The organism is Pseudomonas sp. A25(2017), assembly GCF_002001065.1.
GTDB classification, from domain to species: domain Bacteria; phylum Pseudomonadota; class Gammaproteobacteria; order Pseudomonadales; family Pseudomonadaceae; genus Aquipseudomonas; species Aquipseudomonas kilonensis.
Genome location: NZ_MUOA01000044.1, coordinates 45,230 through 67,521 on the forward strand (window position 1 = coordinate 45,230; position 22,292 = coordinate 67,521).

Here is a 22,292-nt window from a genome sequence, read left to right on the forward strand (position 1 = left end):
CGTCACACATGCAGGATGTATTCGCGGACCAGCTTACTGCCGAAGTACGCGAGCATCAGCAGGCAGAAACCGGCCAGGGTCCAGCGAATCGCCTTGTGGCCGCGCCAGCCGAGGCGGTTGCGGCCCCATAGCAGCACGCTGAAGACGATCCACGCCAGGCAGGCCAGCAGGGTCTTGTGCACCAGGTGCTGGGCAAACAGGTTCTCGACGAACAACCAGCCGGAGATCAGCGACAGCGACAGCAGGCTCCAGCCGGCCCAGAGGAAGCCGAACAACAGGCTTTCCATGGTTTGCAATGGCGGGAAGTTGCGGATCAGCCCGGACGGGTGCTTGTTTTTGAGCTGGTGGTCTTGCACCAGCAGCAGCAAGGCCTGGAACACCGCGATGGTGAACAGGCCATAGGCGAGGATCGACAGCAGGATGTGGGCAAGGATGCCCGGCTCTTCGTCGATGATCTGCACCGTGCCCGACGGCGCGAATTGCGCCAGCAGCACCGTCGCCAGCCCCAGCGGGAACAGCAGCACCAGCAGGTTTTCCACCGGAATGCGCGAGCAGGCCAGCAGCGTCAGGGCGATCACGGCGACGGCGATCAGGCTGGCGGCGTTGAAGAAGTCCAGGCCCAGGCCAATCGGCGTCATCAGGTGGGTATAAAGGCTGGTCGCGTGACCGAGCACCGCCAGCACGCCAAGCGTGACCAGCAGGCGTTTGTTCGCCTTGGCGCCGGTGGCCAGGCGGGTGCCTTGATAGAGGGTCGCAGCGGCATAAAGGCAAGCGGCGGCGAGCGTGGCAAGCAAGCTGGGTGACAAGGGGAGCATAAATCCTGTTAGGCAAGCCCGAAAGGCGCTGAGTTTGGCATAGAACCCCCTCCGCACGAAAGACCACCGCAACTGACAGCAAGGTGTACGTCGCCCGCTTCTTCGCTATAATCCGCGACCTGCCCACGCCGCAGGCTCGCCGAGCACATTTTTCACGGTCTGGGCCGCCATTATCCCGGTCTCATCTGGGCCTGAAAGGATCGCGCATGTTTGAAAACCTAACCGACCGTCTCTCGCAGACGCTGCGCCATGTCACCGGCAAGGCGAAACTGACCGAGGACAACATCAAAGACACCCTGCGCGAAGTGCGTATGGCGTTGCTCGAAGCCGACGTCGCCCTGCCGGTGGTCAAGGACTTCGTCAATTCGGTCAAGGAGCGTGCCGTCGGCACCGAGGTGTCGCGCAGCCTGACACCGGGCCAGGCGTTCGTGAAGATCGTCCAGGCCGAACTCGAAAGCCTGATGGGCGCCGCCAACGAAGACCTGAACCTGAGCGCCGTACCGCCAGCGGTGGTGCTGATGGCCGGCCTGCAGGGCGCGGGCAAGACCACGACAGCCGGCAAGCTGGCGCGCTTCCTTAAAGAGCGCAAGAAGAAGTCGGTGATGGTGGTGTCGGCGGACATCTACCGTCCGGCGGCGATCAAGCAACTGGAAACCCTGGCCAACGACATTGGCGTGACGTTCTTCCCGTCCGACCTGAGCCAGAAGCCGGTGGACATCGCCCAGGCGGCTATTAAAGAAGCAAAACTGAAATTCATCGACGTGGTCATCGTCGATACCGCCGGTCGCCTGCACATCGATGAAGAGATGATGGGCGAGATCAAGGCGCTGCATGCCGCGATCAACCCGGTGGAAACCCTGTTCGTGGTCGATGCCATGACCGGCCAGGACGCGGCCAACACCGCCAAGGCATTCGGTGATGCACTGCCGTTGACTGGCGTGATCCTGACCAAGGTCGACGGTGACGCCCGTGGCGGTGCCGCGCTGTCGGTACGCGCCATCACCGGCAAGCCGATCAAGTTCATCGGTATGGGCGAGAAGAGCGAAGCGCTCGAACCGTTCCACCCCGAGCGTATCGCTTCGCGTATCCTCGGCATGGGCGACGTGCTCAGCCTGATCGAGCAGGCCGAACAGACCCTCGACAAGGACAAGGCCGACAAACTGGCCAAGAAGCTGAAGAAGGGCAAGGGCTTCGACCTCGAAGACTTCCGCGACCAGTTGCAACAAATGAAGAACATGGGCGGCCTTGGCGGCCTCATGGACAAACTGCCGAACATCGGTGGCGTGAACCTGGCGCAGATGGGCAATGCCCAGGGCGCGGCTGAAAAGCAGTTCAAGCAGATGGAAGCCATCATCAACTCCATGACCCCGGCCGAGCGCCGCGACCCTGAGCTGATCAGCGGTTCGCGCAAGCGCCGTATCGCCATGGGTTCCGGCACCCAGGTGCAGGACATCGGTCGCTTGATCAAGCAGCACAAGCAGATGCAGAAGATGATGAAGAAATTCTCCGCCAAGGGCGGAATGGCCAAGATGATGCGCGGCATGGGTGGTATGTTGCCCGGCGGCGGCATGCCGAAAATGTAAAGAATCTGCGCCGACTGTCATGTCGGCGTTGCCCCGCACGGATGCGGGGATCTCCAGCAAACCCGCGCTACGCGGGAGCTGACTTGCCGTTTTTCATGACGGCTCTATGGCAAATCTTGATCGCATGGCGCCAGGCGCCGGAAAAAGACATTTGCAAAAGTCCGGATATTCCTTAGAATATGCGGCCTTTCGGGCACCTATGCCCGCTGTGCATTTAGATTTGCAGCACCGACTACAGGAACGATGTTCACATGCTAACAATCCGTCTTGCCCTTGGCGGCTCCAAAAAGCGCCCGTTTTACCACCTGACCGTAACCGACAGCCGCAACCCGCGTGACGGTTCCCACAAGGAGCAGGTTGGTTTCTTCAACCCTGTTGCCCGTGGTCAGGAAGTTCGTCTGTCCGTGAACCAAGAGCGCGTAGCCTACTGGCTGAGCGTTGGTGCACAACCTTCTGAGCGCGTTGCTCAGTTGTTGAAGGAATCGGCTAAGGCTGCGGCCTGAGCAATATGAACGCGACGCCAAAAGATGCTGATGATTTGATCGTTGTCGGCAAGATCTACTCTGTACATGGCGTTCGCGGCGAAGTGAAGGTGTATTCCTTTACTGATCCGATCAAGAACCTGTTGGACTACAAAACCTGGACGCTCAAGCGCGAAGGTAGCGTGAAACAGGTGGAGCTGGTCAGCGGACGCGGGAACGACAAGTTCCTGGTCGCAAAGCTCAAGGATCTCGATGATCGTGAAGAAGCGCGTCTTCTGGCCGGTTATGAGATCTGCGTGCCGCGCAACCTGTTCCCTGAACTGACCGACGGCGAGTACTACTGGTACGAGCTGGTGGGTCTGAAGGTCATCGACCACCTCGGGCAATTGCTCGGGAAAATCGATCACCTGCTCGAGACCGGTTCGAACGATGTCATGGTGGTCAAGCCTTGCGTCGGCAGCCTGGATGATCGCGAACGCCTGTTGCCCTATACCGAGCAATGCGTGTTGGCCGTCGACCTTGCCGCAGGCGAGATGAAGGTGGAATGGGATGCGGATTTCTAAACGTGGCTAACTTGCGCGTTGAAGTCATTACATTGTTTCCCGAGATGTTTTCCGCCATCAGCGAGTACGGCATAACCAGCCGCGCGGTGAAACAGGAGCTGTTGCAGCTCACCTGTTGGAATCCGCGGGACTGCACCACGGATCGACATCACACTGTGGACGATCGCCCGTTTGGCGGTGGTCCGGGCATGGTGATGAAGATCAAGCCCCTGGAAGATGCGCTGGTTCAGGCCAGGACGGCAGCCGGGGAGGGTGCGAAGGTGATCTACCTGTCGCCCCAAGGCCGTCAGCTGACTCAGTCGGCGGTACGCGAGCTGGCGAATTCGGATGCATTGATCCTGATTGCCGGCCGTTATGAAGGCATTGACGAGCGTTTCATTGAAGCTCATGTCGATGAAGAGTGGTCGATTGGCGACTATGTACTGTCTGGCGGCGAGCTGCCGGCGATGGTCCTGATCGATGCGGTTACACGACTGCTGCCTGGAGCTTTAGGGCATGCAGATTCCGCTGAGGAAGATTCCTTTACGGATGGTCTGCTGGATTGCCCGCACTACACCCGACCGGAGGTGTATGCGGATCAGCGTGTTCCCGACGTGTTGCTAAGTGGCAATCACGCGCACATCCGGCGTTGGCGTTTACAGCAGTCCCTTGGTCGGACCTATGAACGACGCGCCGATCTTCTGGAAAGCCGCTCGCTTTCTGGAGAAGAGAAGAAGCTGCTCGAGGAATACATCCGCGAGCGGGACGATAGTTAACAACGTATCGATGGTGAGTCCGACGACTTGCCTTAGGAGCACAGCATGACTAACAAAATCATCCTTGCACTCGAAGCAGAGCAGATGACCAAAGAAATCCCTACCTTTGCCCCAGGCGACACCATTGTCGTTCAGGTGAAAGTGAAGGAAGGCGACCGTTCCCGTCTGCAAGCGTTCGAAGGCGTCGTTATCGCCAAGCGTAACCGTGGCGTGAACAGTGCATTCACCGTTCGTAAAATCTCCAACGGTGTCGGCGTAGAGCGTACTTTCCAGACCTACAGCCCGCAAATCGACAGCATGGCTGTCAAGCGTCGCGGTGACGTACGTAAAGCCAAGCTGTACTACCTGCGTGACCTGTCGGGTAAAGCAGCTCGCATCAAGGAAAAACTGGCTTAAGTCCAGCTTCCGATGCAAAAAAAGCAGCCTGCGGGCTGCTTTTTTGTTGCCTGCGATTTGCGCTTTGAGCACCCTGCATAGCTTCATTTGCCATTTTGATGCTGTGTGTGCCCGCATCCTTCAAGAGTTCTTATGCCCGCCATCGATCATCCGCTGATAGACCAGTTTCTCGACGCCCTGTGGCTGGAGAAGGGCCTGTCCGATAACACCCGCGATGCCTATCGCAGCGACTTGGCGCTGTTCAACGGTTGGTTGCAGGAAAACCACCTGGAACTGATCAATGCTGGCCGGGAGTTGATCCTCGATCACTTGGCGTGGCGTCTGGAGCAGAACTACAAACCGCGCTCGACGGCACGGTTTCTCTCCGGCCTGCGTGGGTTCTATCGCTATTTGCTGCGGGAAAAGCTGATCGCGGTGGACCCGACCTTGCGCGTGGAAATGCCGCAATTGGGGCGTCCATTGCCCAAGTCCCTCTCCGAAGCCGATGTGGAAGCGCTGCTGGCGGCACCCGACCTCAGCGAAGCCATCGGTCAGCGCGACCGGGCCATGCTGGAAGTCTTGTACGCCTGTGGCCTGCGGGTCACCGAGTTGATCAGCTTGACGTTGGAGCAGGTCAACCTCCGCCAGGGTGTGCTGCGGGTGATGGGCAAGGGCAGCAAGGAGCGCCTGGTGCCGATGGGCGAGGAGGCGATTGTCTGGGTCGAGCGCTACATGCGCGATGCCCGCCACGAACTGTTGGGCGGGCGCCCCAGCGACGTGCTGTTCCCCAGCCTGCGCGGCGAGCAGATGACCCGCCAGACTTTCTGGCACCGCATCAAGCACCAGGCCAAGGTGGCCGGGATCAACAAATCCCTCTCGCCTCACACCTTGCGCCATGCCTTCGCCACGCACCTGCTCAACCACGGCGCCGACTTGCGGGTGGTACAGATGCTGCTCGGCCATAGCGACCTGTCCACCACCCAGATCTACACCCACGTCGCCCGGGCGCGGTTGCAGGACTTGCATGCCAAACACCATCCGCGCGGCTGAATGAAATTCCCTGTGGGAGCGAGCTTGTGGGAGCAAGCTTGTGGGAGCAAGGCTTGCCCGCGATGAACGATAACGCGGTGTAGTTGTTACACCGCGGCGCGGCCATCGCGGGCAAGCCTTGCTCCCACAGGACAGCTCCCACAGGACAGCTCCCACAGGACAGCTCCAACAGGACAGCTCCCACAGGACAGCTCCACAGAAAAGCTCTCACAGAAAAGCTCCCACAGAAAAGCCTGCATCAATCCTCAAAGCGTCTTGCATCAGCGGCATTCGGTCACGCGGGCCTTATGTGGTAGGCTTTGTCGGTTTGCACAGTGGGCGGTTGGAACCCGAATCTGCGGGTCGGCGTTTCCCGTCTCATTTGTTCGCCTCAGGAGTCCCCATGCGTTTGATCCAGATGTTCACCGCCGCCGCCATTGCGCTGGCCAGTACCTTTGCCATCGCCGACGACGCGGCCGACAAGGCTATCCGCAAGAGCCTGGAAAACCTTCAGCTCGAAGTGCCGATCGAAACCATCTCGGCCAGTCCCATGGCCGGCCTGTATGAGGTCAAGCTCAAGGGCAGTCGCGTGCTTTACGCCAGCGCCGACGGTCAGTACATCGTCCAGGGCAACCTGTTCGAGCTCAAGGACGGCAAGCCGGTCAATCTCACCGAGATGACCGAGCGCCAGGGCATTTCCAAGTTGATCAACGGCATTCCAGTCGCTGAAACCGTGGTCTATCCGGCCATTGGCGAAACCAAGTCGCACATCACCGTGTTCACCGACACCACCTGCCCGTATTGCCACAAGCTGCACGCCGAAGTGCCGGAGCTGAACAAGCGCGGCATCGAAGTGCGCTATGTTGCGTTCCCGCGCCAGGGCCTGGGCTCGCCGGGCGATGAGCAGTTGCAGGCGGTCTGGTGCTCCAAGGACAAGAAAGCGGCCATGGACAAGATGGTCGATGGCAAGGAAATCAAGGCCGCCAAGTGCGAGAACCCGGTTTCCAAGCAGTTCGCCCTTGGCCAGTCCATTGGTGTGAACGGCACGCCGGCCATCGTTTTGGCCGACGGCCAGGTGATTCCGGGCTACCAGCCGGCGCCACAAGTCGCCAAACTGGCCCTGGACGCGAAATGATCATGGGCGATCTGCTTCTGAAGATCACGGCTCGGCGAAAACCTTCGTCGGGCCGTTAAACACAAAGTCGCGTTGCTGCGCGGCTGTATTTCACGGCCGACCTTGCGTCGGCCGTTTCATGGGGAGTCAAGAGTGAATCCGGTCAAAGTAGGCATCTGTGGGTTAGGTACCGTCGGTGGCGGCACCTTCAACGTACTTCAGCGCAACGCCGAGGAAATTGCTCGTCGTGCCGGGCGTGGGATCGAAGTGGCACAAATTGCCATGCGCACGCCAAAGCCTCAGTTCCAGACGACCGGTATTGCGATTACCAACGATGTCTTCGAAGTGGCCACGAACCCTGAGATCGACATCGTCATAGAGCTGGTCGGCGGCTACACCGTTGCCCGTGAGCTGGTACTCAAGGCCATCGAGAATGGCAAGCATGTGGTCACCGCGAACAAGGCGCTTATCGCTGTTCACGGTAATGAGATTTTCGCCAAGGCCCGCGAGAAGGGCGTGATCGTGGCTTTCGAAGCCGCCGTGGCCGGTGGTATCCCGGTGATCAAGGCGATCCGCGAAGGCCTGTCGGCCAACCGCATCAACTGGGTCGCGGGGATCATCAACGGCACCGGCAACTTCATCCTCACCGAGATGCGCGAGAAGGGTCGCACCTTCGAAGACGTGCTCGCCGAAGCCCAGGCCCTGGGCTACGCAGAGGCTGATCCGACGTTCGACGTGGAAGGCATCGACGCAGCGCACAAGCTGACGATCCTGGCCTCCATTGCGTTCGGCATTCCGTTGCAGTTCGACAAGGCCTACACCGAAGGCATCACCAAGCTGACCACCGCTGACGTGAACTACGCCGAAGCCTTGGGCTATCGCATCAAGCACCTGGGCGTGGCGCGCAGCACCGCCAACGGCATCGAGCTGCGCGTGCACCCGACCTTGATCCCGGCCGATCGCCTGATCGCCAACGTCAACGGCGTGATGAACGCGGTGATGGTCAACGGCGACGCCTCCGGCTCGACGCTGTTCTACGGCGCTGGTGCGGGCATGGAACCGACGGCCTCTTCGGTGATTGCCGACCTGGTGGACGTGGTTCGCGCCATGACCTCGGACCCGGAAAACCGTGTGCCGCACCTGGCCTTCCAGCCAGACTCGCTGTCGGCTCACCCGATTCTTCCGATCGAGGCGTGCGAAAGCTCCTACTACCTGCGCATCCAGGCCAAGGACCATCCGGGTGTGCTGGCCCAAGTGGCGAGCATCCTCTCGGAACGCGGCATCAACATCGAGTCGATCATGCAGAAGGAAGTCGAGGAACACGACGGCCTGGTGCCGATGATCCTGCTGACCCACCGTGTGGTCGAGCAGCGCATCAACGACGCGATTGCGGCGTTGGAAGCGCTCCAGGGTGTCGTTGGCCCGGTGGTCCGTATCCGCGTCGAACATTTGAATTAATTTAGCGGCAAGCGGTAAGTTGCAGGCTGCGAACGAAGGCACACTTGCCTTTGAATGTATCGCCTGCAGCTTCAACGCTTGAAGCCCAAACCGAAGGTTTGCCCCATGCGCTATATCAGCACCCGCGGCCAGGCACCGGCCCTGAATTTCGAAGATGTCCTCCTGGCCGGCCTGGCCACGGACGGCGGTCTCTATGTGCCGGAAAACCTGCCGCGCTTCACCCAGGAAGAAATCGCTTCCTGGGCCGGCCTGCCGTATCACGAACTGGCGTTCCGGGTCATGCGCCCGTTCGTCACCGGCAGCATCCCGGACGCCGATTTCAAGAAAATCCTGGAAGAGACCTATGGCGTCTTTTCCCACAATGCCATCGCACCGCTGCGTCAGCTCAACGGTAACGAATGGGTCATGGAGCTGTTCCACGGCCCGACCCTGGCGTTCAAGGACTTCGCCCTGCAATTGCTCGGTCGCCTGCTGGACTACGTGCTGCAAAAGCGTGGCGAGCGTGTGGTGATCGTCGGTGCCACGTCTGGCGACACCGGTTCGGCGGCCATCGAAGGCTGCAAGCATTGCGATAACGTCGACATTTTCATCCTGCACCCGCACAACCGGGTCTCGGAAGTACAACGTCGGCAGATGACGACGATATTCGGCGATAACATCCACAACATCGCCATCGAAGGCAACTTCGATGACTGCCAGGAAATGGTCAAGGCCAGTTTCGCCGACCAGAGCTTCCTCAAGGGCACGCGGCTGGTGGCGGTGAACTCGATCAACTGGGCGCGGATCATGGCCCAGATCGTTTATTACTTCCACGCGGCCCTGCAATTGGGCGGCCCGGCCCGCTCCGTGTCGTTCTCGGTGCCGACCGGCAACTTCGGCGATATCTTCGCCGGCTACCTGGCGCGCAACATGGGCCTGCCGATCAATCAATTGATCGTCGCCACCAACCGCAACGACATCCTGCACCGCTTCATGAGCGGCAACCAGTACGTCAAGGAAACCCTGCACGCCACGCTGTCGCCTTCGATGGACATCATGGTGTCGTCGAACTTCGAACGCCTGCTGTTCGACCTGCACGGTCGCAATGGTGCGGCGATTGCCGGCCTGATGGACAGCTTCCGCCAGGGCGGCGGTTTCAGCGTCGAGCCTGAGCGCTGGACCGAAGCCCGCAAGTTGTTCGACTCCCTGGCCGTGGACGATGAGCAGACTTGCGAAACCATCGCCGAGGTGTTCGAGCAGAGCGGTGAGTTGCTCGATCCGCACACGGCCATTGGCGTCAGGGCCGCTCGTGAGTGCCGTCGTAGCCTGGACATCCCGATGGTGATCCTGGGCACGGCGCATCCGGTCAAGTTCCCGGAAGCCGTGGAGAAAGCCGGTGTAGGAAAAGCGCTCGAACTGCCTGCGCATCTTTCTGATTTGTTTGAGCGAGATGAGCGTTGCACCGTGTTGCCCAACGACTTGAAGGCCGTGCAGGCCTTTGTCAGTCAGCATGGGAACCGCGGCAAGCCGCTCTGACCGCGCAAACCTGTCACATTTTGAAGCCCGTCTCCTGACGGGCTTTCTTGTTTCTGCATGCCAAACTGGTCGGGTTTTCGCCCTTGGAGGAACGGGCGAGTCATCTCGAAGGAAATGCAGATGTCGTTTTTTAGCAAAGGCAAGCCAGCCCGGGGCTGGGTAATGGGCCTGGCCCTGATGTACTGGGCGCAAGGGGGCAATGCGGCGCAGTTGGCGGCTTTCGACACGCCGCCGTTCAATCCTGGCGAGCGGCTGGTGCTGGATGTGCAGGAATTGAAGTGGATCAAGGAGAACCCCCGCGTCATCGTGGCCACGACGCAGTTTCCGTTGTACCTGTTCAAGAATGAACTGGGGCAGTGGAACGGTCTGAACCACGACATTCTCCAGCGCATTACGCAAATGACTGGCCTTGAGTTCGTGCATCGAGAGTCGTTCTCCCCCGGCGAGTTGCTGACGCTGCTGGAGAACAGCGAAGCCGACATGACGACCCTCTTGGCGATGAATGACGAACGCAGGGATTTCCTGAGTTTCAGCCATGCATTTGGTGGCTCGGGCTGGGTATTTGTCGGCCGTGACGGAGAGTCGATTCTCCATTCGCTGGAACAGCTGGAAGGGAAGGTCCTGGCGTTGCCGGCGCGGCATGCCTTGGAAGCGGAGATCAGGCGCGACTACCCGGCCATCGAATTGCGCACGACCAAGACCTATGGCGAGGCGCGGGCATTGGTCGAGAGTCGGGAAGCCTATGCCACCATCGAAAATGAAACCGGGGTGCATCTCTATCCGGCAGGACAATTGCAGGTAGGAAGGGGCCTTGAAGGCAAGTGGGAACCCGATTACCTCGCGGTACGCCAGGACCTGACCGTGCTGCTGAGCATCTTGAACAAAGCCCTGGAAGCCTTCCCGGCCAAGGACATGCGCGCGCTGCGTTCCAAATGGATGGCCGGCATCACACCCGTCCAGGCGCCATCGATCTGGGAGCGGGTGTCCCGCTGGGGGTACTGGTGCGTGACCGTGGTCGTGGTGTTCGGCCTCCTGTCCCTGCTATGGAACCGTCGCCTGCAGATACAGATCGACCAGCGTCTCAAGGCCGAGGCGGTCCTCAAGGACCAGTTGATGCTCCAGCGGGCCTTGATGGATGCCATTCCCGACCCGATTTTCATCCGGGATCTGGAAGGGCGCCTGATCATGTGCAACAAAAGCTACGAGGACCAGTTTGCGACCCGCTTCGAAAAGCTGCGGGGCACGCGGCTGACGGATTCGGCGGCATTCCCGCCGGCCACTGCCGAGTTGCTGCATGGGGAGGTGATGGAGCAATTGCGCACCGGCCAGTCCCGGTTCGTCGACCGACAATTGATGTTCAGCAGCGGATTGCGGGAAATCTATCATTGGTCGGTGCCCTTCTATGGGGCTGACGGGCAGTTGCGCGGCATTCTGGGGGGCTGGACCGATGCCGGGCGTCGATGGCGCCGTTGCGACAAGTTGATGGCCTGACGCCGACCGTCACCACGCCAAGACTTCAAGAGAAGGCTGTTGTTTGCCTGTCATATTGGGCGCGCATGCTCGGTTGAACAGGTTGGAGGCGTGCCGGTTCGGTGCGCTGACGAACTTTCTGCTGCGGCCCACGGTCACTTACTGTGAACATGCAGTTGTTTTCGGACTATTGAAGGGTGAGCGAATGGAAAGTATCAGCCTATTGCTGAATGAAGCCTTGAGCCCGTATCAGGTCACGCTGACTCCCTCCGGCGCCAAGGGCGAATGCCTGGTGACGCTGAAGAATACCTCCGGGGCCATCATGGTCGAGCGAGTGTTCAATCAGGCCCAATTGACCGACAAGCGTCAGTTGACGGATGTGGTCGATGGCCTGCATCGCGATGTGCTGATTGCCGAGGGCCGCCTGGAGCCCTGTGTGATTGCGGCGCTGCGCAATCTGGCGCGCGACAAGGTCATGGTCGGGGCGAATTGACTGGGGTTTTGTGGGAACCTTCCTACGTCCTGATGAGTCAGACTCTTTACCAACAAGAGCGAGCATTGTGCTCCGGTGCTTGTCGCTTGTTGTACGAACCTTGATTGGTTACGTTTAACCCCGAGTCGTCTCCCCACTTCTCGGGGTTTCTTTTTGCCTGGCTTTTACGTTTTTAGCGCGGTTTGTCAGGCGCTGGCGCCGTTGTGGGAGCAAAGCTTGCTCGCGATGGCGGCCTGATGGTCGGTACATATCCATTGCTGCGGTAACGGCGGCTTAGGGTTCCGCCCTGACGGCGGGTCACTTTCGAAAAGCGCGAAAGTAACCAAAGCGCTTCTGCCCCACCACTCGGTGCCTCGCCTAGGCTCGGCATGCCCGAACGAAGGCATTGCTCCGTGGGCCCGCCGCGAAGGGCCATCCATGGCCCAGCGCGGCTAACCCGGCATCCATGCCGGGTTGCCCACTGCGCAATGCCTGCGTTCGGCCAGCGTGGTTAACGGGGCGCCGAGATCAACGTCCACCGCGAGGCGGCCTAGTAGCCGGCCTGGCTCTTGCGGTCGTACACCCGTCAGATCTGTTTGAGCAGGACCTGTGGGAGCAAAGCTTGCTCGCGAGGCGGCCTGACAGCCGGCCTGGCTCTTGCGGTCGTACACCCGTCAGATCTGTTTGAGCAGGACCTGTGGGAGCAAAGCTTGCTCGCGATTGCGGTGTGCCAGTCAACATCAAGTCGATTGAACGGACGCTATCGCGAGCAAGCTCGCTCCCACCGTTTGATCTTCGGTGACTGGCCCCTACAGAGCGTCAAATGGCCCCGTCGGCGCGCAGTTTGGTGATCTGCTGTGCGTCGTAGCCAAGCTCGCCGAGCACTTGTGCGTTGTGTTCACCCAGCGCCGGCCCGACCCATTCGGAGGTGCCCGGGGTGTCGGAGAGTTTCGGTACGATCCCTGGCATCTTGAACGCCTTGCCGTCGGGCAACTTGGCCTGCAGGAACATTTCACGAGCCAGAAACTGCGGGTCGCTGAACATATCCTCGGCGCTGAAGATCCGACTGGCCGGCACTCCGGCCTGGTTCAGTTGGTCGATAACGCTATCGAGCGGCAGCGAGTTGACCCAGCGATCGATGACGCCGTAGAGCTCGTCGCGGCGGCTGTCACGGCCATCATTGCTGGCCAGTTGCGGGTCATTGGCCAGGTCGTCACGGCCGATGATCTGCATGAAGCGCTTGAAGATCGCGTCGCCGTTGGCGCCAATCTGTACGTGCTTGCCGTCAGCGCTGGTGTGGATGGACGAGGGGGTGATGCCGGGCATGATGTTGCCGGTGCGCTCACGGATGAAGCCGAACACGTCGAACTCCGGCACCATGCTTTCCATCATGGCGAAAATCGCCTCGTACAAGGCCACGTCCACCACTTGCCCGGTTCCGCCGTTGATCTCGCGGTGACGCAGGGCCATCAATGCGCCGATCACGCCCCAGAGGGCGGCGATGGAGTCGCCGATGGAAATTCCGGTGCGCACCGGCGGACGGTCTTCGAACCCGGTGATGTAGCGCAGGCCGCCCATGGATTCGCCCACCGCGCCAAACCCCGGTTGATCCTTCATCGGCCCGGTCTGGCCGAAGCCCGAAAGCCGCACCATCACCAGTTTCGGGTTCAGTGCGTGCAGGACATCCCAGCCCAGGCCGAGCTTTTCCAGTACGCCGGGGCGAAAATTCTCGATCAGGATATCGGCTTCGCCGATCAGTTTTTTCAGGATCACCAGGCCTTCGGGGTGCTTGAGGTTCAAGGTCAGGGACTTCTTGTTGCGTGCCTGGACGAACCACCACAGCGAGGTGCCTTCGTACAGCTTGCGCCACTTGCGCAGGGGGTCACCGCCGTCGGGCGATTCGACCTTGATGACTTCGGCACCGAATTCACCGCAGATGCGCGAGGCGAAGGGCCCGGCGATCAAGGTGCCGAGTTCGATGACTTTGACGCCGGCAAGGGGTTTGGCAGTAAGCGACATGACAGATCCTGTAGGACAAAGGCAGAACGAATAGAGCGTTTTATCATAGGCCAAGGCCGGTCGCCGCAGGTTGATGGTCGGCAATTCGTGGATTGCCCGCGTCATCGGTTAGACTTGCCGCCTTTCCTCGTATCAAGAAGCCCGTTCATGGCCCAGCCGTCCACGACCTATAAGTTTGAACTGAACCTCACCGACCTTGACCGCAATGTGTACGAGAGTGTGAAGCAGACCATCGCCCGCCACCCTTCGGAAACCGAAGAGCGCATGACCGTGCGCCTGTTGGCCTACGCGTTCTGGTACAACGAACTGCTGGCGTTTGGTCGTGGTCTGTCAGACGTCGATGAGCCGGCGCTGTGGGAAAAAAGCCTGGATGACCGTGTGCTGCACTGGATCGAAGTCGGTCAGCCGGATGCCGATCGCCTGACCTGGTGCTCGCGCCGGACCGAGCGCACCAGCCTGCTGGCCTACGGCAGCCTGCGGGTCTGGGAAGGCAAGGTGATCCCGGCGGTCAAGAACCTGAAAAACGTCAACATCGCCGCTGTACCCCAGGAAGTGCTCGAAACCCTGGCCCAGGACATGCCGCGGGTGATCAAGTGGGACGTGATGATCAGTGAGGGCACGATTTTCGTGACCGACGACCGTGGCCAACATGAAGTCCAGCTGCAATGGTTGCTGGGCGAGCGTGGCTGAGCCCACCGGGCCCTGTAGGAGCTGCCGAGCGAAGCGAGGCTGCGATCTTTCCCCTGACGCTTGAGTCTCAAGCGAAAGATCAAAAGATCAAAAGATCGCAGCCTTCGGCAGCTCCTACAGTGCCAAGCTCCCTCGCCACCAGGATTTTCACCATTAAAGAGAAGTTTTCGTCACCCCATGCGCATAGAACCCCGCCAACTGCCCGATACCCTGCCATTTCTCGGTGACCTGCCGCCCCTGTTGACCCGCCTGTACGCAGCGCGTGGCGTGCAGTCCGAGGCTGAACTGGACAAGAGCCTGGCGCGCTTGATTCCCTTCCAGCAGCTCAAGGGGATCGACGCCGCGGTGGATCTGTTGGTGACGGCGCTGGAGCAACGCCAGCGCATCCTGATCGTGGGCGACTTCGACGCCGATGGCGCGACCGCCAGCACCGTGGGCATGCTCGGGTTGCGTCTGCTCGGTGCGGCCCATGTCGACTACCTGGTGCCTAATCGCTTCGAATATGGCTACGGGCTGACCCCGGAAATCGTCGAAGTCGCCCTGGCCCGCGAACCGCAGTTGCTGATCACCGTGGATAACGGTATTTCCAGTGTGGAAGGCGTGGCGGCGGCGAAAGCGGCGGGGCTCCAGGTGCTGGTCACCGACCACCACTTGCCCGGCCTTGAACTGCCGGCAGCCGACGCCATCGTCAATCCGAACCAGCCGGGCTGCGAGTTCTCGAGCAAGGCCCTGGCCGGTGTCGGGGTGATTTTCTATGTGCTGATGGCGCTGCGGGCGCGTCTGCGCAGCCTGGGCTGGTATGCCAGCACACCCCAACCGAACATCGGCGAATTGCTCGACCTGGTGGCCCTGGGCAGCGTGGCCGACGTGGTGCCCCTGGACGCGAATAACCGGATCCTGGTGCACCAAGGCCTGGAACGGATTCGCGCCGGACGTGCCCGGCCCGGCATCAAGGCAATCCTGGAAGTGGCCAAGCGCGATGCTTCACGGATTACCTCCACCGACCTCGGATTTATCCTCGGGCCGCGTCTGAATGCGGCGGGGCGCCTGGACGACATGAGCCTGGGCATCGAATGCCTGCTCACCGACGACCCGGCCCTGGCGCGGGAGATGGCCGCGCAACTGGACGGCATGAACCAGGACCGCAAGTCCATCGAGCAGGGCATGCAGCGCGAAGCCCTGGCCCAGCTCAAGGACCTGCCGGTGGAGTCGATGCCGTTCGGTTTGTGCCTGTTCGATCCGCAGTGGCACCAAGGGGTCATCGGCATCCTCGCTTCGCGGATGAAAGAACGCTATTTCCGTCCGACCATCGCCTTTGCCGATGCCGGGGACGGTTTGCTCAAGGGCTCGGGCCGCTCGGTGCCGGGCTTTCACATTCGCGATGCGCTGAGCGTGGTGGCGGCGCAGCATCCCACCCTGATCAGCAAGTACGGCGGTCACGCCATGGCGGCGGGACTGACGCTGCCGGAGGCGAATTTTCCGTTGTTCGCCGAAGCGTTCGACGCGGAAGTGCGCCGGCAATTGCGTGAAGAAGACCTGACCGGTCGACTGTTGTCGGATGGCACCCTGGCGGTCGAGGAGTTCCACTTGGAACTGGCCCGGGCACTGCGCCACGCCGGCCCCTGGGGCCAGCATTTTCCTGAGCCGATGTTCCACGGCCTGTTCCAGTTGGTCGAACAGCGCGTGGTGGGCGAGCGGCACTTGAAGGTCGTCCTCAAGAGCGAGTGCGGCTCGGTGAAGCTTGATGGCATCGCCTTTGGCATCGACCGCGAGATCTGGCCCAACCCTACCGTGCGCTGGGTGGAACTGGCCTACAAGCTCGACCTCAACGAGTTCCGCGGTCAGGAAACGGTGCAATTGATGATTGCCCATATCGAGCCGCGGTAGCCACAAGTGCTATCGATTAAGTGATGACTTCTTGTGGCGAGGGGATTTATCCCCGCTGGGCTGCGCAGCAGCCCCCAAAATGTCCCGGCACCGCATTTCTCCAGTCAAACGGCGTTGGCCGGGTTCGCGACTGCTTCGCAGTCGAGCGGGGATAAATCCCCTCGCCACACAGTGACCGACCTAAGCGGGAGCAAGCGCCCTCGCCACACCGTCGGTTTTTAAGTTCTGAACCCTCCGTCCTGCCGGGTTGTCGACTAGGCTCTAAGCACTGCTTGATAGCCCTTGTGACGTCTTGTCGAGTTTTTTGCCCGCGGGGGCGGGTGTTGCACCTTTTGTCACTCGTCGACTTTTCAAACAGAACCCTGGAGCCTGCCCACTGATTCGAGAGGTGCCCCATGAGTCTGCTGCTGGAACCCTATACCCTTCGCCAATTGACCCTGCCCAATCGCATCGCGGTATCGCCGATGTGCCAGTATTCGAGCACCGATGGCCTGGCCAACGATTGGCACCTGGTGCACTTGGGCAGCCGTGCCGTGGGCGGTGCCGGCCTGGTGTTCACCGAAGCCACCGCTGTTACCGCCGACGGCCGCATCACCGCCCAGGACCTGGGGCTGTGGAACGATGAACAGATCGAACCCTTGCAACGCATCACCCGGTTCATCACCGCCCAAGGGGCCGTGCCGGGCATACAACTGGCCCATGCCGGACGCAAGGCCAGCACCTGGCGACCCTGGTTGGGCAAGCATGGCAGCGTCAAGCCGGCGGATGGCGGCTGGATGCCGGTCGGTCCATCGCCGATTGCCTTCGACCCGCAGCACACCCAGCCAGTCCAATTGGACGACGGGCAGATCGCCGGTGTGATCCAGGCCTTCGTCGATTCGGCCAAGCGCGCCCTCACGGCCGGCTTCAAAGTGGTCGAGGTTCACGCGGCCCATGGGTATCTGCTGCATCAGTTCCTCTCGCCCTTGAGCAATCAGCGGCGCGATCAATACGGCGGCTCGTTCGAAAATCGCATCCGCCTGGTGCTGCAAGTCACCGAAGCGGTGCGGGCCGTATGGCCTGAAGAACTGCCGGTGTTCGTTCGCGTTTCCGCCACCGATTGGGTCGAGGACGGGTGGAACCCGGACGAAACCGTGGAGCTGGCGCGGCGCTTCAGGGCGCTGGGGGTGGACCTGATCGATGTGTCATCGGGCGGCACGGCGGCGAATGCGGAAATTCCCACCGGCCCGGGTTACCAGACCCGTTTCGCCGAGCGGGTGCGCAAGGAGTCGGAAATCGCCACCGGCACCGTCGGCATGATCACTGAGCCGGCCCAGGCCGAACACATCCTGCGCACCTGCCAGGCCGATATCATTTTCCTGGCCCGCGAATTGTTGCGTGATCCGTACTGGGCCTTGCATGCCGATGATGACCTGGGCGGCCGCAAGGCCACGTGGCCGGCGCAGTACCAGCGGGCCACGCATCGGGACCAGCCGATTCATGAGTCGGATTTGCGCGATTGAGTGTTTGGTAAAACAAAAAAGCCCCGGTCGTCATTGGCCGGAGCTTTTGTTTGTCTGGAATTTTTAGTGTTTGTACCGGCCTCATCGCGAGCAGGCTCGCTCCCACAGGGTTGAGTGTGGATCACAGGTTATGTGAACGACACGAAACTACTGTGGGAGCGAGCCTGCTCGCGATAGGGCCAGCCCAGACACCCGATCCCTATCAGGGATACTTGCGCTTGTCCGGCGCCGGCGGGAAGTACTGGTACAACCAGGTCTCGCTCAAGGTCCGGTCCTTGGTGCGAATGAACAGGCGCATCTGCACCGGCTCTACACTGTCGTCGGTCGGGTACCAGTCGAATGTGATGCGGTAGCCCTTGATTGCATCCAGCACCAACACGTTGAAGTCCTTCACTTCGCCATGGGAGCAGGTCACCACGGGTTCGATACCGGTGCCCGGCGGCAGTTGGTCGAGGCCGCCGCCGCTGAAGTCCACGGCAAAGCGACGGGCCCAGACGGTCGGGTAATGCTCGCCCGGTGCCCAGCCTTCGATGAAACCGCCCATGCCTGAGCGGGTGGCGTCGACGTGGGCCAGGTCGGTGCTGACCGGCGGCAGTGCGCTCCAGTAGAGCTTGTAGCCATAGTTCAGCGAGTCGCCGGCGGCCACCGGTTTTTTCGGCGTCCAGAACGCGACAATGTTGTCCAGGGTTTCGCCGGTGGTAGGAATCTCCAGCAAGCCGACCGAGCCTTCGCCCCAGGCCGTCGTCGGTTCGACCCACAGGCTTGGGCGCTTGCTGTACCAGTCCACGGTGTCCTGGTAGCTGGCAAAGTCGTGGTCGGTCTGCACCAGGCCGAAACCTTTCGGGTCCTTGTCGGCGAAGGCGTTGAATTGCAGGGTGGCGGGGTTGTTCAACGGCCGGCACACCCACTCGCCGTTGCCGCGCCACATGGCCAGTCGGTCGGAATCGTGGATTTGCGGGTGAATGGTGTCGCACATGCGCCGTTCGACGGTGCCACAGCTGAACATGCTGGTCATGGGGGCGATGCCCAGTTGCTCGATGGCAGTACGGGCATTGACGTGCGCGTCGATCTCCATCACCACCCGGGTCGGCTGGCAATCGATGTCAAACCGATAGGCACCGGTGGCGCTGGGGGAGTCGAGCAGGGCATAGACCACGAAGCGGGTGCTGTTCTTGTCCGGGGTTTCAAACCAGAACTTGGTGAAGTCCGGGAACTCCTCGCGCTTCTTCGCATAGGTGTCGATGGCCAAACCGCGGGCCGACAGCCCGTACTGGCCGCTGGCATCCACGGCGCGGAAGTAGCTGGCCCCCAGGAACGAAAGGATGTCGTGCCGGTCCAGCTCCGGCGCCTTGAAGACGCGAAAGCCGGCGAAGCCCAGGTCACCCTTCAATTGCGAGGTGTTGACCGTGGTTTTCTCATAGTTGAACAGCTCCGGGCGGAAGTGCACCTCACGGGCCATGCGCGTCTTCGGGTCGACGCTGTACATGCGCACCGGCTGCTTGAAGCCCATGCCGACGTGGAAGAATTGTGCGTCCAGTTGCCCGTCCAGCTCATTCCACAGCGAGTGATTGACGTCGTACTGGATGGCGTTGAACTGCAGCGGCGACATTTGGGCCAGGGTTTCTGGCAGGACTTGCTTGGTGTCGACATAGCGGCTCTCGGCCAGCCGCTTGGCCTGATCCTTCAAACCGTTGAAATCGAAGGGGCGGGCTTCGCCGTCGGCAGTCTGATCGGCGGCCCAGGCGCGTGCGGCCATGAGGCCGGAGGCCGACAGCCCAGTGTAGGCGGCGAAGGCCATGGAGGCCTTGAGCAGATTCCTGCGGTGCATAAATACAACCTTTCTCGAAACAGTCCCGAGCCGATCCTGGCTACAGAGACTGATAAATGAGTTCGGACATGCCTTTGGCCAAACGCGACGAACGTTAGAACAGATGCCTGAGAGCAGGATCGGTTCACCGAGGCGCAAAATCATAGGGGAAATACGGGCTTTGAGAGCAAGGAAAGCGTGGCTTGGTCAAATTTTCTTACAGTTATTTCTTTTTTTATGTCGATTCTGACTTTTTTTGACTAATTACTCTAAAACTCCCTTTTCACGCTTTGAATCCTCCCTATTCTTTAGCGTGATAGGCGATCTAACCCGGATTCAGACGGCGTTATCAGGTCAACCTCGACGTAAAGAAGGACAACTCATGACAAAAATACAGGGCATTACCGAAATGCTGGGGATCTTTCCAGGCCTGACCAACCCACGCAGGACACGCCGGCTCAGCCTGGAAGAATTGAGACTGGTGGAGCGCTATCGGGAGTTGTCGGAAAACGACCGCATCGCCATGCGCTATCTGGTGGATGCGATGCGCAGTGTTTCGCGGTTTTAGCGGCCGGGGCGGGGAGCACCGGCCGACATCACTCCAACGACCAGTCCTGGGGACGTTCGGTGCGCTGGTGCAGTATCCGCAAGACCTGCAGTTGCCCATGCATGAGCCGGTAGGGGGCTACGAATGGGTAGCGCGTCAGTACCAGCTCTCGAATATCAGGAACGACTGACGGACGCCCCGAGCCGGGAAAGCGTTGCAGTTGGCGCAGTGTCTCCAGGATGGCGCTGATGACGGCATCGGCGCCTTCTGCACCGATGGCGCTTTGGTAATGTTCGTGGATCGAGTAGAGGTCACTCTGTGCTTTGTCGGTCAGTACGATGCTCGGCACGTTTTGCCCACTTAGCCTTCACGGCGTCCAGATCGGTCAGGTTTCCAGCGTCGGCATCGGCTATGCCTTCGCTGATGGCTTGCAGATGCCAGGATTCGGCCTCCACATATCGGACCAGTGCACGCTTGAGGTGATACTGACGGTCGCGGTCGGTGGCGGCGGCCAGCAAGTCCAGCTGTTGGGCCAGACCTTCTTCCACACGAAAGGACAAAACGGGCGAGGCCATGGCTGATCTCCAAGGTGTATACGTTGTAGACACCCTAGGTGCTGCCAGGATTTGCGTCAACCGGCGAGCGTGCACCGATCGACGAAAACCTTAGCAGGACGAACGCGGGGCAGGCGTGGGCATGTGTTGCCAAGGTTGTCTTGGCGTCAATGCTTGAACATCACATGCCGCACCACCGTGTAATCCTCCAGCCCATACATGGACATGTCCTTGCCATAGCCGGAACGTTTCTGACCGCCATGGGGCATTTCGCTGACGAGCATGAAGTGGGTGTTCACCCAGGTGCAGCCATATTGCAGGCGGGCCGACAGGCGATGGGCACGGCCGATGTCGGCGGTCCACACCGATGAGGCCAGGCCGTAGTCCGAATCGTTGGCCCAGGCCAGCACTTGTGCCTCGTCGAGGAATTGCGTGACGGACACCACTGGCCCGAAGACTTCCCGACGGACGATTTCGTCATCCTGCTGGGCGTCGGCCAGCACCGTCGGCTCGAAGAAAAACCCGTTGCCGTCGACGGCCTTGCCGCCGGTGATCAGGCGGATATGCGACTGGGCGATGGCCCGTTCGACGAAACCGGCCACGCGGTCGCGGTGCTGGGCGGTGATCAGCGGGCCCATCTCGGTGTCTGGTGCGTTCTGCAGGCCGTACTTGATGCTCCCCACCGCGGCGCCGAGCTTCTCGACGAACTGCTCGTAAATGCCTTTCTGGGCATAGATGCGGCAGGCGGCGGTGCAGTCCTGCCCGGCGTTGTAGAAGCCGAAAGTGCGAATGCCTTCCACCGCCGCGTCAATATCGGCGTCGTCGAAAATGATCACCGGGGCCTTGCCGCCCAGTTCCATGTGCATGCGTTTGACGCTGTCGGATGTGCTGGAAATGATGTTCGAGCCAGTGGCGATGGAGCCGGTCAGCGACACCATGCGCACTTTCGGGTGGGTGACCAGCGGGTTGCCGACGGTTTGCCCACGACCGAATATCACGTTGAGCACGCCGGCCGGGAAAATTTCCGACGCCAGTTCCGCCAGGCGCAGCGCCGTCAGCGGGGTCTGCTCCGACGGCTTGAGCACCACGGTATTGCCGGCCGCCAGGGCCGGGGCGATTTTCCAGGCGACCATCATCAGCGGGTAGTTCCACGGCGCGATGGAGGCGATGACGCCCACCGGGTCGCGGCGGATCATCGAGGTGTGCCCCGGCAGGTATTCGCCGCCTGCCGAACCACTCATGCAGCGGCTGGCGCCGGCAAAGAAGCGGAACACGTCGGCAATCGCCGGGATCTCGTCGTTCAGCGCGGCACTCAAGGGTTTGCCACAGTTGTCCGACTCCAGTTCCGCCAGTTCTTCGCCGTGGGCTTCGATGGCATCGGCCAGCTTGAGCAGCAACAGGGAACGGTCCTTGGGCGGCACTTGCGACCAGGCCTCGAAGGCGGCATCGGCGGCGCGCACGGCGGCATCGACCTGAGCTTCGCTGGCTTCATTGATCTCCACCAGCACCCGGCCCAGCGATGGGTTGAACACCGCCTGGCCAGGGCCTTCGCCGTTCACCAGATGGCCGTTGATCAGCAGTTTGGTTTGCATGTCCATGTCCTCTTGATTCTTGCTTTTCTGTGGGAGCGAGCCTGCTCGCGATGCTTTTGGCGC

At 60.8% G+C, this 22,292-nt stretch carries 21 protein-coding genes; 15 read left to right on the forward strand and 6 right to left on the reverse strand.

The genetic code is table 11. The features are described 5' to 3' along the window. Positions 1-2: 2 nt before the first annotated feature. Positions 3-815, reverse strand: a complete 813-nt coding sequence (locus B0E42_RS05275) for an inner membrane protein YpjD (protein ID WP_018611152.1) — start codon at positions 813-815, stop codon at positions 3-5. Between the two features lie 206 nt (positions 816-1,021). Between B0E42_RS05275 and ffh the strand changes: the two genes are divergently transcribed. The 11 genes from ffh to B0E42_RS05330 all read left to right on the forward strand — a co-directional run bounded on the left by ffh (position 1,022) and on the right by B0E42_RS05330 (position 11,652). Continuing rightward, complete coding sequence (gene ffh / locus B0E42_RS05280) at positions 1,022-2,398, forward strand: signal recognition particle protein (RefSeq protein ID WP_003198085.1); 1,377 nt, start codon at positions 1,022-1,024, stop codon at positions 2,396-2,398. A 251-nt stretch (positions 2,399-2,649) separates the two neighbouring features. Next, positions 2,650-2,901: a 30S ribosomal protein S16 gene (gene rpsP, locus B0E42_RS05285; protein ID WP_003198088.1), complete on the forward strand. Its 252-nt coding sequence runs from the start codon at positions 2,650-2,652 to the stop codon at positions 2,899-2,901. A gap of 5 nt (positions 2,902-2,906) precedes the next feature. After that, positions 2,907-3,443 carry a ribosome maturation factor RimM gene (gene rimM, locus B0E42_RS05290; RefSeq protein WP_018611149.1) on the forward strand — a complete coding sequence of 179 codons (537 nt, stop codon included), beginning with the start codon at positions 2,907-2,909 and terminating at the stop codon, positions 3,441-3,443. Further along, entirely contained in the window at positions 3,425-4,198 is a 774-nt protein-coding gene (gene trmD, locus B0E42_RS05295) for a tRNA (guanosine(37)-N1)-methyltransferase TrmD (RefSeq protein WP_174599568.1), read from the forward strand. Before rimM ends, trmD begins: the two co-directional genes overlap by 19 nt. A gap of 45 nt (positions 4,199-4,243) precedes the next feature. Then, positions 4,244-4,594: a 50S ribosomal protein L19 gene (rplS, locus tag B0E42_RS05300; protein ID WP_003175895.1), complete on the forward strand. Its 351-nt coding sequence runs from the start codon at positions 4,244-4,246 to the stop codon at positions 4,592-4,594. A gap of 132 nt (positions 4,595-4,726) precedes the next feature. Then, positions 4,727-5,623, forward strand: a complete 897-nt coding sequence (xerD, locus tag B0E42_RS05305; protein ID WP_003198093.1) for a site-specific tyrosine recombinase XerD — start codon at positions 4,727-4,729, stop codon at positions 5,621-5,623. Positions 5,624-6,005: 382 nt separating this feature from the next. Continuing rightward, a complete protein-coding gene (gene dsbC, locus B0E42_RS05310; protein WP_014336731.1) occupies positions 6,006-6,737 on the forward strand; it encodes a bifunctional protein-disulfide isomerase/oxidoreductase DsbC in 732 nt (243 codons plus the stop codon). A 132-nt stretch (positions 6,738-6,869) separates the two neighbouring features. Next, a complete protein-coding gene (locus B0E42_RS05315; RefSeq protein ID WP_003198098.1) occupies positions 6,870-8,174 on the forward strand; it encodes a homoserine dehydrogenase in 1,305 nt (434 codons plus the stop codon). Positions 8,175-8,279: 105 nt separating this feature from the next. Next, complete coding sequence (thrC, locus tag B0E42_RS05320) at positions 8,280-9,689, forward strand: threonine synthase (RefSeq protein ID WP_024617669.1); 1,410 nt, start codon at positions 8,280-8,282, stop codon at positions 9,687-9,689. A 120-nt stretch (positions 9,690-9,809) separates the two neighbouring features. Continuing rightward, on the forward strand, positions 9,810-11,180 hold the full coding sequence (locus tag B0E42_RS05325) for a transporter substrate-binding domain-containing protein (RefSeq protein ID WP_018611105.1): 1,371 nt from the start codon (positions 9,810-9,812) through the stop codon (positions 11,178-11,180). Between the two features lie 184 nt (positions 11,181-11,364). After that, positions 11,365-11,652 carry a DUF3509 domain-containing protein gene (locus B0E42_RS05330; RefSeq protein ID WP_018611102.1) on the forward strand — a complete coding sequence of 96 codons (288 nt, stop codon included), beginning with the start codon at positions 11,365-11,367 and terminating at the stop codon, positions 11,650-11,652. 798 nt (positions 11,653-12,450) lie between these two features. On the opposite strand, the gene B0E42_RS05345 is transcribed toward B0E42_RS05330, so the two are convergent. After that, entirely contained in the window at positions 12,451-13,650 is a 1,200-nt protein-coding gene (locus B0E42_RS05345) for a CaiB/BaiF CoA-transferase family protein (protein ID WP_018611099.1), read from the reverse strand. Between the two features lie 147 nt (positions 13,651-13,797). Here B0E42_RS05345 and B0E42_RS05350 point away from each other — a divergent pair, with 147 nt between their 5' ends. From B0E42_RS05350 to B0E42_RS05360, 3 genes are all read left to right on the forward strand, one after another. Beyond that, entirely contained in the window at positions 13,798-14,340 is a 543-nt protein-coding gene (locus tag B0E42_RS05350) for a YaeQ family protein (RefSeq protein WP_018611098.1), read from the forward strand. Between the two features lie 177 nt (positions 14,341-14,517). Continuing rightward, on the forward strand, positions 14,518-16,227 hold the full coding sequence (gene recJ, locus B0E42_RS05355) for a single-stranded-DNA-specific exonuclease RecJ (protein ID WP_077505897.1): 1,710 nt from the start codon (positions 14,518-14,520) through the stop codon (positions 16,225-16,227). Positions 16,228-16,622: 395 nt separating this feature from the next. Continuing rightward, positions 16,623-17,729, forward strand: coding sequence for an NADH:flavin oxidoreductase/NADH oxidase (locus B0E42_RS05360; protein WP_024616782.1), 1,107 nt, complete (start codon positions 16,623-16,625; stop codon positions 17,727-17,729). A gap of 202 nt (positions 17,730-17,931) precedes the next feature. On the opposite strand, the gene B0E42_RS05365 is transcribed toward B0E42_RS05360, so the two are convergent. After that, the gene (locus tag B0E42_RS05365; RefSeq protein WP_077505899.1) at positions 17,932-19,557 is read right to left on the reverse strand and encodes a glucan biosynthesis protein D; all 1,626 of its coding nucleotides are present in this window, start codon (positions 19,555-19,557) and stop codon (positions 17,932-17,934) included. A gap of 361 nt (positions 19,558-19,918) precedes the next feature. On the opposite strand from B0E42_RS05365, the gene B0E42_RS05370 reads away from it, so the two are divergent. After that, the gene (locus B0E42_RS05370) at positions 19,919-20,104 is read left to right on the forward strand and encodes a hypothetical protein (protein WP_003198116.1); all 186 of its coding nucleotides are present in this window, start codon (positions 19,919-19,921) and stop codon (positions 20,102-20,104) included. A gap of 28 nt (positions 20,105-20,132) precedes the next feature. Here the strand turns inward: B0E42_RS05370 and B0E42_RS05375 are convergent, their stop codons facing one another. From B0E42_RS05375 to B0E42_RS05385, 3 genes are all read right to left on the reverse strand, one after another. Beyond that, on the reverse strand, positions 20,133-20,432 hold the full coding sequence (locus B0E42_RS05375; protein ID WP_077505901.1) for a type II toxin-antitoxin system RelE/ParE family toxin: 300 nt from the start codon (positions 20,430-20,432) through the stop codon (positions 20,133-20,135). Then, positions 20,395-20,658, reverse strand: coding sequence for a CopG family ribbon-helix-helix protein (locus B0E42_RS05380; protein ID WP_003198119.1), 264 nt, complete (start codon positions 20,656-20,658; stop codon positions 20,395-20,397). Before B0E42_RS05380 ends, B0E42_RS05375 begins: the two co-directional genes overlap by 38 nt. A gap of 146 nt (positions 20,659-20,804) precedes the next feature. Further along, a complete protein-coding gene (locus B0E42_RS05385; RefSeq protein ID WP_077506040.1) occupies positions 20,805-22,229 on the reverse strand; it encodes a gamma-aminobutyraldehyde dehydrogenase in 1,425 nt (474 codons plus the stop codon). Positions 22,230-22,292 lie beyond the last annotated feature (63 nt).